This window comes from Halomonas sp. HK25 (assembly GCF_047795635.1).
In the GTDB taxonomy this organism is placed as follows: Bacteria; Pseudomonadota; Gammaproteobacteria; order Pseudomonadales; family Halomonadaceae; genus Halomonas.
The window spans coordinates 3,472,913-3,484,340 of the sequence record NZ_CP181044.1; the positions used below are offsets into that span (position 1 = coordinate 3,472,913).

The 11,428-nt window shown below is 68.0% G+C and carries 11 protein-coding genes; 5 read left to right on the top strand and 6 right to left on the bottom strand.

Going from position 1 to position 11,428, the window contains the following annotated elements:
- Positions 1 to 49: 49 nt before the first annotated feature.
- Positions 50 to 1,111 carry a DUF3541 domain-containing protein gene (locus ACM26W_RS16345; RefSeq protein WP_416138035.1) on the bottom strand — a complete coding sequence of 354 codons (1,062 nt, stop codon included), beginning with the start codon at positions 1,109 to 1,111 and terminating at the stop codon, positions 50 to 52.
- Positions 1,108 to 1,851 (bottom strand): trimeric intracellular cation channel family protein, encoded by a 744-nt coding sequence (locus ACM26W_RS16350; protein ID WP_416138036.1) that lies wholly within the window; start codon positions 1,849 to 1,851, stop codon positions 1,108 to 1,110. Before ACM26W_RS16350 ends, ACM26W_RS16345 begins: the two co-directional genes overlap by 4 nt.
- A 207-nt stretch (positions 1,852 to 2,058) precedes the next feature.
- On the opposite strand from ACM26W_RS16350, the gene ACM26W_RS16355 reads away from it, so the two are divergent.
- The 3 genes from ACM26W_RS16355 (at position 2,059) to proX (ending at position 5,299) form a co-directional block, all read left to right on the top strand.
- The gene (locus ACM26W_RS16355; protein ID WP_416138037.1) at positions 2,059 to 3,270 is read left to right on the top strand and encodes a quaternary amine ABC transporter ATP-binding protein; all 1,212 of its coding nucleotides are present in this window, start codon (positions 2,059 to 2,061) and stop codon (positions 3,268 to 3,270) included.
- Positions 3,263 to 4,168, top strand: coding sequence for an ABC transporter permease (locus ACM26W_RS16360; RefSeq protein ID WP_416138038.1), 906 nt, complete (start codon positions 3,263 to 3,265; stop codon positions 4,166 to 4,168). Before ACM26W_RS16355 ends, ACM26W_RS16360 begins: the two co-directional genes overlap by 8 nt.
- A gap of 99 nt (positions 4,169 to 4,267) precedes the next feature.
- Positions 4,268 to 5,299 (top strand): glycine betaine/L-proline ABC transporter substrate-binding protein ProX, encoded by a 1,032-nt coding sequence (gene proX / locus ACM26W_RS16365; RefSeq protein ID WP_416138039.1) that lies wholly within the window; start codon positions 4,268 to 4,270, stop codon positions 5,297 to 5,299.
- Positions 5,300 to 5,423: 124 nt separating this feature from the next.
- Here the strand turns inward: proX and ACM26W_RS16370 are convergent, their stop codons facing one another.
- Together ACM26W_RS16370 and ACM26W_RS16375 are read right to left on the bottom strand one after the other, a co-directional pair.
- On the bottom strand, positions 5,424 to 6,446 hold the full coding sequence (locus ACM26W_RS16370; protein WP_416138040.1) for a DUF21 domain-containing protein: 1,023 nt from the start codon (positions 6,444 to 6,446) through the stop codon (positions 5,424 to 5,426).
- Between the two features lie 102 nt (positions 6,447 to 6,548).
- Positions 6,549 to 7,025, bottom strand: a complete 477-nt coding sequence (locus tag ACM26W_RS16375) for a DUF305 domain-containing protein (RefSeq protein WP_416138041.1) — start codon at positions 7,023 to 7,025, stop codon at positions 6,549 to 6,551.
- Between the two features lie 227 nt (positions 7,026 to 7,252).
- Here ACM26W_RS16375 and ACM26W_RS16380 point away from each other — a divergent pair, with 227 nt between their 5' ends.
- Entirely contained in the window at positions 7,253 to 7,747 is a 495-nt protein-coding gene (locus ACM26W_RS16380; RefSeq protein ID WP_416138042.1) for an NfeD family protein, read from the top strand.
- 6 nt (positions 7,748 to 7,753) lie between these two features.
- Positions 7,754 to 8,803, top strand: a complete 1,050-nt coding sequence (locus tag ACM26W_RS16385; RefSeq protein ID WP_416138043.1) for an SPFH domain-containing protein — start codon at positions 7,754 to 7,756, stop codon at positions 8,801 to 8,803.
- A 55-nt stretch (positions 8,804 to 8,858) separates the two neighbouring features.
- Here the strand turns inward: ACM26W_RS16385 and zapE are convergent, their stop codons facing one another.
- Positions 8,859 to 10,055 (bottom strand): cell division protein ZapE, encoded by a 1,197-nt coding sequence (gene zapE, locus ACM26W_RS16390; RefSeq protein ID WP_416138044.1) that lies wholly within the window; start codon positions 10,053 to 10,055, stop codon positions 8,859 to 8,861.
- 9 nt (positions 10,056 to 10,064) lie between these two features.
- A complete protein-coding gene (astB, locus tag ACM26W_RS16395) occupies positions 10,065 to 11,423 on the bottom strand; it encodes an N-succinylarginine dihydrolase (protein ID WP_416138045.1) in 1,359 nt (452 codons plus the stop codon).
- Between the last annotated feature and the right edge of the window lie 5 nt (positions 11,424 to 11,428).

Genomic DNA, 11,428 nt, shown 5'->3' on the forward strand with positions numbered 1-11,428 from the left:
CTGGGCGGCGGCGCTACCTCGCCCCTTCCTCGTCACTCGCCCAGCCAACTCACCTCATGACCCGGTCAGCGGACAGGTCAGGCCCGGGATGGAGGGCTCCGGACCAGCGCAACACCATGATGGCCAGAACATTGCGGTGTTCCCCGCGCGTCAGATCGGTGCTCCCTTCTGCCGAGGGAATGATACCGGTGTCGGGGGCCACCGCCTCGACGAGGACTTCGCGTATCCGGGACACCAGCGGATGGTCCTCACGCCCGGCCAGCAGGAAGCTCAACGCCACCTCGGCGAGGATGTCCTCGGTGGCCACGCTCAGGATCCACGCCTCCTCGTCCTCGAAGGCGGCCAGCACCCAGGCGAACGCCTGCTCATCGACGGGTTGCTGGTAGTAGCGGCTCGCCGCGATCACGAAGTGGGTCAAGCCATAGAGCCAGTTGTGGGCCTCGTCCCTGTCGAGCGACGCGGCGATCCCCGGCGGATAGCGCTCGCGGAAGGCCGCGACGACCTCCTCCCGCAGGTCGACCACACCCAGCTGGTGGAGGAAGTGGACCTGGTTGGCCACCTGGGCCGCATAGAGGTGCAGGACATCGGGATCGGTGAGGAAGGCATGCCAGTCGACGCTCGCCAGGTAGGCGAGGCCTCGTCGGTGATCCTCCAGGGCAGGTAGCAGGCCATGATATTTCGCCTGGGTCAGGCGGAAGAGCAGCTGGCGGGCAAAAATCATGTTGCCCCACTCGGCGAACATCTCGCGCCTCGCCCGCTGCTTGGCAGTGCGCTGTGGATAGGCCTCGACGAGTTCGCGACTGCGCTGCGCCGCATAGCCGGGCTGGGCCAGGGCGGCGAGGTCCCACTCCAGCCAGCCCAACAGCCGCTGGCCATATGCCTGGTTGAGGGGCAGGTAGCGGTCGTCACCGGTCAGCCGGTAGAGTCGCTGGGCATAGTGGCGCTGCTTGGCGGCGGGCAGTGTCGGCAGAGCCTGCTCGTAGGCCGCCTGGATGGCCAGCCCCGCCCGCGCATGGCGCTCCTCGAGGGTCTCGCCGGGCTGGGCGGCACAGCCTGCCAGCAGGACCAGCAGGAAGAGCCAGCTCCAGCGAAGGAGCGAAGCCCGTGTCATGGCTTTTTCAGCTGCCGTTTCGACTGCTCCGGCCGAATCATCCGCACCCGCACCTTGGGTCGGGCTGCTTCGGGAGGCACCACGCCTTCGCCTCTCTTTTCACCGGCGGGCGAAGACGGCGTGATCGTCACCCAGGCAAAGATCGGCAGTGCCAGTTGCCAGTAGATGGCGCTCAGGCGCAGGCCCAGCGTCACCAGCAGCGCCAGGGCAATGGTCAGGGTGCCGGGTGCAGACAGGGCATCCAGCACCACATAGGTGATGCCACCGGCGATGGCCGCCGTGGCATAGACCTCCTGGCGCAGCACCATGGGCACCCGCCGCGCCAGGATGTCGCGCACCATGCCGCCGGCCACCCCCGTGAGCACTCCCATCAGCACCGCGACCACCCCCGGCGCCTCGAGCAGCAGCGCCTTGTGGGTACCGATGACCGTGAACAGCGCCAGCCCGAAGGCATCAGCCACCGGCAGGAATCCTCGGTTGAGCCGATGGATATAGTGGAAGCAGAGAATCGAGAGTCCCACAGTGGCCAGGATCACCCACAGGTAGGTGGGATCCGTGACCCAGAAGACCGGCCGCACGCCCAGCACCAGGTCGCGCAGGGTGCCGCCGCCGATGCCGGTCACCGCTGCCAGCACCAACATGCCGAAGGGGTCCATGCGAGAGCGGCAGGCCAGTATCACACCCGACAGGGCAAAGACGAGGACCCCCGCCATGTCCAACCAGTAGATCAGTCCAGTCACGCTTCCTCTCCCCGTCGTATCCGAGGCGTAGCATAACGTATCACCGGGACCTTGCCTCAATGCCTATACTGGGGGAGAGCCAGCCGTCCAACCTCGACTCCCCTTCAGATCCCATCGAAACCGGAGTGTACGTCGTGGCGGCTGTTGATCCGCAAGCGGACAGGCTCCGCCGACACCATCCCCCGGGTGGAGCCGGGAGCAACCGACGTGATACGCGCAGAGGACATCACCAAGCTGTTCGGCCGCGACCCCGCCGCGGCCCTGCCCCTGCTGGAGGCCGGCAAGGGCAAGCAGGCGATCCAGGCCGAGACCCGGAAGATTCTGGGCGTCAGCCGGGTCAGCTTCGACCTGAGGCCGGGCGAGATCTTCGTGATCATGGGGCTCTCCGGCAGCGGAAAGTCCACCCTGATCCGCTGCATCAACCGGTTGATCGAACCCACCGCCGGGCGTCTCTTCTTTCAGGACCCCAGCCAGGGTGAAGTGGAAATCACCGGGCTCTCCCCGGAGCGCCTGCGCATGTTGCGCAAGCACCACATGAGCATGGTCTTCCAGCACTTCGCGCTCTTTCCCCACCTCAGTGTGCTCGCCAACGCCACCTATGGCCTCGAGGTCCAGGGCGTCGCCCGGGACGAACGCCAGCGGCGCGGCCAGGAGATGCTGGAGCTGGTCGGCCTCGGCGACTGGGCCAGTGCCTCGCCGGCCGAGCTATCCGGCGGCATGCAGCAACGGGTCGGCCTGGCACGGGCGCTGGCCACCGAGGCCGAGGTGCTGCTGATGGATGAACCCTTCTCCGCCCTGGACCCGCTGATCAAGGTCAACATGCAGCAGGAGCTGATGCGCATCCAGGCCCGGCTCAGCCGCACCATCCTGTTCATCACCCACGATCTCGACGAGGCGATGCGGATCGGCGACCGCATCGCCATCATGGAGGATGGCGCCTTCGTCCAGGTGGGCACACCCGAGGAGATCCTGGTCAACCCACGCACCGAGTACGTTGCCCGCTTCGTCGAACACGCCGACCCCACCGGAGTGATCACCGCCGGCACCATCGCCCGCCCCCTGGCGGGCCATCGCCGCGTCGACGGTTACCCCGGCCTCGAAATCGAGCTGGACGAGCAGGGCCGACTGAGAGGCGCACGGCATGAGGGGCGCGCACTGCGCACCGGCTTCCTCGACTCCCTGGTGGACGAGCCACCGCCGGCGACACGCCACGCCGACCGGCTGCTGCAGTGCGACACCCACACCAGCCTGCGCCACGTGCTGCGGGGCCGCCTCCACTCCACCCTGCCGGTGCTGGTCCTCGACGACCAGGGGCGCGTCGGCGGGCTGATCGATGAGCCGTTGCTGATCACCGCCATCCTCGACAAGCGGGGACCGGACGCCGCGTCTCCTGCTACCCGGGAGGTCATCCATGAGTGAACTGCTCGAATTCCTGAGGCTGCTGCTGGTCGACCCCTTCGCGCTGTTCGGCGACCTGCCGGTGCGCCAGTGGCTCACCGACATGGTCAACTGGATCGTCGCCAACTTCCGCGACCTCTTCCGCACCTACGTGAGCCCCCCGGTGCGCGGCGTCATGCAGGCCATCCAGGGGGGCCTGGCCGCCACGCCACCGGGACTCCTGCTGATTGCCGTCTTCCTGATCGGCTGGCGCGCCGCCTCCTGGCGGGTCGGCCTGTTCAGCCTGGTGGCCCTCACCCTGGTCGGCATCATGGGGGTCTGGGACGCCCTGATGGTGACCCTCTCCCTGGTGACCACCGCCGTGCTCTTCTGCGTGATGATCGGCCTGCCGCTGGGCATCCTGTGCGCCCGCAGCGGCCCTTTCTCCACCCTGATGCGGCCGATACTGGACATCATGCAGACCACGCCACCCTTCGTGTACCTGGTCCCGGCGGTGATGCTGTTCAGCATCGGCAACGTGCCCGGGCTGATCGCCACCATCATCTTCGCCATGCCGCCGATGATCCGGCTCACCAACCTGGGCATCCGCCAGGTGCGTCCGGAGTATCTGGAGGCGGCCGTTGCATTCGGCTCCACCCCGCGCCAGATCCTCTGGAAGGTCCAGTTCCCCCTGGCCCTGCCCACCATCATGGCCGGGCTCAACCAGACCATCATGCTGGCCCTCTCCATGGTGGTGATCGCCGCCATCATCGGCGCCGGCGGCCTCGGCCTCGAGGTCTACGCCGGCCTCGAGCGCCTCAATATCGGCCAGGCCTTCGTCGGTGGCATCGCCATCGTGCTGCTGGCCATGGTGCTCGACCGCATCACCCAGGGACTGGGCGAGAAGGCCCCCGGACAGAAACGCGACAACTCCCCCTGACTGACGGGGAAGGAGGTTCAGCCACGTGACACACCCATGACGCCGGCGGCAATCCTGCCTCGGCTCGCTCCAATACAACCGCGTAGAGAGGGTTAAGCGATGACATTCCATTCCCCCACCGCAACCACCATCAAGTGGCCCCTGCTGGCGGTCGCCGCCGCCTGGGCCCTCACCGCGGCCGACAACGCCGCCGCCGACCGCCCCGGCGAGGGTGTGACGGTGCAGCCCGCCGTGGCCAGCTGGACCTCGGCGGTCCCGGTGAGCTGGGTTTTCGTCGAACTCCTCGAGGAACTCGGCTACGACGTCCAGACCCCGATCTCACTCTCCAATCCAGTGGCCTACCTGGCAGTTTCCGAAGGTGACGCCGATTACTGGCCCAACGGCTGGTTCCCGCTGCACGAGCCGCAGTTGCCGGATGGCTTCCACGACGTCGCCACCCTCTTCGACCCCCACTGCCCGGCCTGCGGGATCCAGGGCTACCTGGTGAACACCGCGGCCATCGAGGAGTACGAGATCACCGGCATCGACGACTTCACCCGCGACGAGGTAAAGGCCGCCTTCGATGCCACCGGCGACGGTCGCGCCGATCTCTTCGGCTGCCCGCCCGGCTGGGGTTGCCACGAGGGCATCAATGCCATGCTCGATAACTTCGAGCTGCGCGACCATATCAACCACGTGGATGCCGGCTATGCGGCCAACTTCGCCGAAGCGCTGTCGCGCATCCAGAGCGGCGAACCGGCCCTCTACTACACCTGGGGGCCCAGCGCCTGGCTGCTCTCCCTGGTCCCCGGCGAGGAGGTGATGTGGATCAACGCCCCGGGCATCCTCGATGACGAGGCGGAGCGCGCCGAAGGGGTCAAGGGCGCGGTCACCGACCCCATCGAGATGGGCTTCGTGGCCGCCGATATCCGGGTTGCGGCCAACAACGCCTTCCTCGACGACAACCCGGCCGCTGCCGAACTGTTCCGCCAGGTGCGCCTGCCCCTGGAATGGATCAGCGAAGTCGATTCGGCAATGGACGAGCAGGACCTCACCGACGCCGAGGTGCGGCCGCTGGTGGCGGAGTGGATCGCCGAAAACCGCGATACCGTCGACGAATGGCTGGAAGCCGCCCGCAACGCGGCCGAGTGACCCCGCAGCGACCTGGGCCTTCACGCGCCCGCCGCCCTGCGGCGGGCGCGACCTGCCGCATCTCGCGGCGTGAAATCACCGCGACGCGACGGCGTGGATACCGGCCACCTGCGAAACCGGCTGTTCAGACAACCGTCGCGCCCTGGTGGACGATGCCCCGGAGCAACCGGCCCAGCACGTCGGAACCGGTCAGGATGCGCGGCGACTCGCTCCACAGCAGGATCACATCCTCATCGAGCACGTCGTCCTCGCGGTGCTCGGGCCGGACCCGGAAACGAGCGATCACCTCCCCGAGACGGGTAGCGGGGTCCTGGATCACGATGGGTCGGTGACAGTGGGCCAGCGGGAAGAACTCGCCGTCGTCGAACAGCGCCGCACGCAGCAGAGCGTTCACATCGACCACCAGCCGCGGCGTGCCGGCCTGGTCGACCAGAACCGAGCGGCTCCTGCCGGCCTGCTCCAGCGAGCGCAGGAAGGGATCGTGGCGATGGCGGCGGATCGCCGGGAACAACGGCCGCTCGCCCTCGAAGGGCAGTGTGATCACGCTGGCAGGGTCAAGCGGCTCGCCCTCCCGCCCTAGAGGCACATCGTCCAGGCTCAGAAAATTCATGGCGCCGCGCCCCTCCACCCGGTCGATCTCGGTCTCGGTAGACTCCATGTGCAGGCGAATCAGCTGATGAAGGTCGCGCTCGCGCAGGAAGGGGATCGCCTCCGGCCCGAGCCAGCGGTCCAGCACCCAGGCGGTGGGCCTGGCCACCGGCCACAGCAGCAGCTGGTAGCCACGGATCACCGGCGCCAACAGCGACGCCATGCGCAGGGCATGGCGCGAAAAGAACGCCTGGGGCAGGACCTCGGCGAGCAGGGTGATCACCACGGTGGAGAACAGGAAGGCCGCGACGGCCCCCATCGCCGAGCCGGAGAGCAGCGCCATCAGCACGTTGACGGCCACGTTGCCCCACAGGATGGTGACCAGCAGGAAGTTGGCATCGCGGCGCAGCGCCCTGACCCGCCGGGCCCGGGGGTTGCCGCGCCGCGCCTCGATCTCCAGCTCCAGCTTGTTGATCGAGAAGAAGGCCAGGTTCAGCCCCGAGAACATCGCCGACTGGCTGAGGCACAGCAGGATGCCGATCCAGGTCAGCAGGGTCATCGAAGCCTCCTCAGTCGGGAGCGAGAGTTGGGTGCAGAGAACTAACGTAAGCAGGCGACCCGAAGGCCGCCTGCGAAGCGTAGCACCAGCTGCGCGGGGAGGTCAGTCGACGGCCTGGCCGTGGGCCTCGAGCCAGTCGCGCAGGAAGGCGATCTCCTCCTCCTGGGCCGCGATGACTTCCTCGGCCAGCTGCCGCATCTCCTCGTCCTCGCCGTGCTCGAGCACGATGTTGGCCATGTCGAGGGCCCCCTGGTGATGGGGAATCATGCCGCGGGCGAAGTCCACATCGGCATCGCCGGTGAAGCCGACCATCATGCCCTCGTGCATGCGGTCATTGGCCTCGCGGTAGGCCTGCACCGCCGGATTGTCGGCGTGTTCGTCGCCGTGATGCTCCTCGCCGTGCGCATGGTCATCGCCGTGGCTGCCGGCAGCGGCCGGCTGGGCCAGCAGCACCGCCCCGGCCAGGGCGGCGGCGCCCAGCGCTGCGGCCCACCACCCAAGCCCGGCCCGGGGGCGGCCGGCAGCGATGGTACGAATCTCGTCCTTGTGGTTCGGGCGGTGCGTCTGTCGACGGGTCATTGATGGCTCCTCTTGAGTGGGTCTGGACACCGGTGCCCTTTCATTCTGCAACCTGTGGACTGCCCAAGGGTCCAGCGGTTCCCCCCTATCATCAAGCCGGCAGGCGTAGCCCGTGACGCGTTAACCGAGTACCCTCGGGATGACTCTCATACATGAGCTCTGCCTCATCCTTGCCGAGCTACACTCAGCACCGCGCCATCTTCTGCCCCGAGCCAACGGAACGCCCCATGGACTGGAACCCCGCCGTCATCTGGCTGATCGTCGCCCTGCTGCTGGGCCTTGCCGAGCTCACCACCGGCGGTCTGGTGCTGCTGGCACTCGGCATCGCCGCCGCCCTGACCGCCGCCCTCGCCGGCCTGGGGCTGTCACTTCCCTGGCAGCTGCTGGGCATGGGCGTCTTCTCGGGCGTACTGGTACCGCTGGCGGTGTGGGTGATTCGCCCCCGATTCTCGCCCCGAGGGGTGGCCTATGGCACCACCGGCACCGGGGTGGAGAAGGGCCGCACCTACACGACCCTACAGCGCGATTTTGACGGTGCCAGCGGCATCAAGATCAATGGCGACTTCTATCGCCTGCGCGTCGCCGACTCGGATGCAAAAAACGGCGAGACCGAACTGCCACCCGGCACTCGGGTCGTTTTCCAGACCTTCGATGGCACCACCGCCATCGTGCACCTTGCCCATCCGGCGCCGGATTCTCGCGCCACCCACGACACGGAGTAATTCCGCATGGACCTTCCCGTCAGCCCTGGACTGATCATCGCCCTGATCGTCGTCATCATCGGTATCCTGACCATTGCCAAGGGACTGGTGGTCGTCCGCCAGTCCGAGGTGATGGTGATCGAGCGCCTGGGGTCATTCAATCGGCTGCTGGAAAGCGGCATCAACATCATCGTCCCCTTCATCGACCAGCCCCGCGCCATCGCCATGATCCGCTACCGCAAGATGGGCGAGGAGTACCACGCCATCACCAGCCATGAAACGCGCATCGATCGCCGCGAGACGGTGATGGACTTCCCCGGCCAGCCGGTGGTGACCACCGACAACGTCACGGTGAACATCAACGGCGCGCTCTACTATCAGATCATCGACCCCAAGCGCGCCGTCTATGAAGTGGAGAACATGAGCCAGGCGGTGGAGGTGCTGGCCAAGACCACCCTGCGTTCGGTGGTCGGCAAGATGGAGCTCGACAAGCTGTTCGAGTCCCGGGCCGAGGTCAACAACGAGATCCAGTCCGCCATGGAAGAAGCCGCCTCCAAGTGGGGCGTGAAGATCTCCCGGGTCGAGGTGCAGGACATCGCCATGCCCGAGGAGGTGGAGTCCGCCATGCGCCTGCAGATGGCCGCCGAGCGCAAGCGCCGCGCCACGGTCACCGAAGCCGAGGGTGAGAAGTCGGCTGCCATCGCCATGGCCCAGGGCCAGCGTGAATCGTCGATCCTCAACGCCCAGGGCGACAAGGAGTCAGCCATCCTGCGCGCCCAGGGCGAGCAGGAGTCGATCAAGCTGGTACTGGGCGCCATCGGCGACAGCGAGGAGAACAAGCGCACCGTGGTCGGCTACCTGCTCGGCCAGAGCTATATCAAGGTGCTGCCGACCATGGCCAAGGAGGGCGAGCGCGTCTTCGTGCCCTACGAATCCTCCGCCCTGCTCGGCTCCATGGGCATGTTCCGCGAGATGGCCGGCTCACCGGAAGACGCCGTGGCCAGCCACCTGACGACCAGCGGCAACCGCAGCGGCCTGCGCGGCGGTGTGGTGGGCGGAGCGGCCAGCGGCGGCTGAGCCTCACCACAGCGACTCCTTCGAACCGACGGGGCCGCCTGGCCGCCTCGTTGGTTCAGCCGGCATCACCGTCCCCGAAGCGCGCCAGCTGCATCTCCTGCAGGCGGCTCAGGGTGCGCCGGAAGGGAAAGGCCAGGTAGCCGTGGGAGTAGAGGTCGGGTAGTGCCACCTCGGCCTCCAGGTAGAGCGGCGTGCGCCGGTCGTAACACTCATCGACCAGAGCGATGAAGCGGCGCACACCATCATCCTTGCGGGACAGCCGCGGCAGCTCCCGATCCCCCGCCTCGACCCGCGAAATGCCATCCTCGGTGCCCCGGGCAATACCACCCGCCTGCCGGGCATCGCTCAGACTGGGCACCCCGTCCAGCAGGATATGCGCGAAATGATCGACCAGCTCGATATAGTCCAGGGCCGCCAGGGGCTGCTCGCAGAGATCCTCGTAGCGACACCACACCACCGTCTCGCTGCGCCCCCGCACCGGGATCTGGCGATGCCCCAGCTCGATGGGGCCATCGTCGCGCACCTCGCCCGCGCTCAACCCCTCGAATACCGCGGCCAGCGGGCTCGGTTGGCCGGCCCCGGCGACCCAGTAGCGTTGGTGGGCTTTCCCCGGATGCAGGCGATGATCGCGGCCACCATCCAGCTCGACCACCTGCAGATGGCGCTCGATGGCGGCGATGGCCGGCAGGAAGCGCTCGCGGTTGAAGCCGTCGGCATACAGCTGCCGGGGCGCCTGATTGGAGGTGCAGACCAGCACCACGTTCTGCTCGAAAAGCGCCGTCATCAGGCGACCAAGCAGCATGGCGTCGGCGATATCGCTGACGAACAGCTCGTCGAGGCACAGCACCCGGACCTCGTCGCCCAGTTCTCGGGCCAGGGCCACCAGGGGATCGGCGGTCCCGCGTAGCTGGAACTGGCGTTGGTGCACCCAGCGCATGAAGTGGTGGAAGTGCAGGCGACGGGCCGGCACCCGCAGGTGGCCATGGAAGCTATCCATCAGCCAGGTCTTGCCGCGCCCCACCGGCCCCCAGAGATAGACGCCCGATATCACGCTCGCCTCCGCCCCGCCATGCACGGCCTGGAAGCAGCGTTCGAGCCGGGCGACCGCCGCCTGCTGGGCCGCGTCCGCCACGAAGCCCTGGCGTTCCACTGCCTGCCGATAGGCCGCCAGCGGCGAGGCCGCCGTGATTCGACGACCGGGCGCCACCTCGGCGGCATCGGGCGTGGGCCTCAATGTCTGGATGTCGGTCATGGCGGGGCCTCAGCCCCGCTGGAAGGGGTAGACGGAGCCAATCCGCAGGATCTGGCTCAGTTCGTCCAGGGCGACGAGGGCCTCTCGGGCCAGGGCCGGGTCGGCGAGGTCCTCAGGCGCCAGGCGGTCACGGTAGTGGCGTTCCACCCAGGCGACGAGCTCGCCGTGTAGGGCAGCATCCAGCAGCACCCTTCCGGCCAGGGCGGAGCGCTCCTCGGCCGAGAGCACCACCCGCAGGCGCAGGCAGGCGGGGCCGCCACCGTTGCGCATGCTCTGCTTGAGGTCCTTCACCACCACCTCGCCGATGGGGTTGTGGCCGGCCAGCAGATGGTCCTGCAGGCATCGCCACACCGCCTCGTTCTCCTGGCACTCGCCGGGCACCACCAGGGTCATGGAACCGTCCGGATTGGAGAGCAGCTGGGAGTTGAAGAGATAGGAGCCCACGGCATCCGCGAGGCTCACCGCCTCCACGGGCACGCGAACCGGAATCAGCGGCGTGCTCATCCGCTCGCGCAGCGCCTCCAGGGTGCCCGGCTCGTCGAGGAAAGCCATCTCGTGGTAGAGCAGCACCGGGCCGTTGCCCACCGCGATGACGTCATTGTGGAAGACCCCGGCGTCGATGGCGTCGGGGTGCTGCTGGGCGAATACCCGCTGGTGATCGCTCAGGCCGTGCTGGCGGGCCACCGCCTGGCTGGCCTCGAGGGTCTGGCGCGCCGGGAAGCGCTGCGGGGCAGGCAAGGTCTCGCTGCCCCAGCCGAACGCCTCGCGACCGTAGACGTAGAGGTGTACCCCCGGCTCGCCGTGCTCGCCACAAAGTCGAGTATGGTTGGCCGCGCCCTCATCGGAGAAGGCCGGGGTCGCCGGCAGCGCCGGGTGGTGGGCGAAGCGCGCCTCATCGCGGAAGATCGCCTGGAGCACCCGGCCGCTGGTCGCCGGCTCCAGGAAGCGATGAAAGCTCGACTGCAGGTTGGCCGGGGTGACGTGCACCCGGCCGTCCGCGGCGTCGATGCTCGGCGTCACCGTGGCGGCGTTGGCGGTCCACATACTCGAGGCGGAGCAGACCGCGCGCAGGATCTGCGGCGCCTCGCCGGCGGCTCGCGCCAGCACCCGTTCATCGCTGCCGGAGAAGCCCAGCGCGCGCAGTGCGCCGACGTCCGGGCGCTGCTGGGGCGGCAGCACCCCCTGGAGATAGCCCGCGTCCATCAGCGCCTTCATCTTGGCCAGCCCCTCCAGGGCGGCCTCCCTGGGGTTCGCGACCAGCCCCCCGTGGCTCATCGACGCCACGTTGCCCAGCGCCAGGCCGGCATAGTTGTGGGTGGGGCCCACCAGGCCATCGAAGTTGACCTCGCGATAGTCGTCGCTGCTCATGTTCC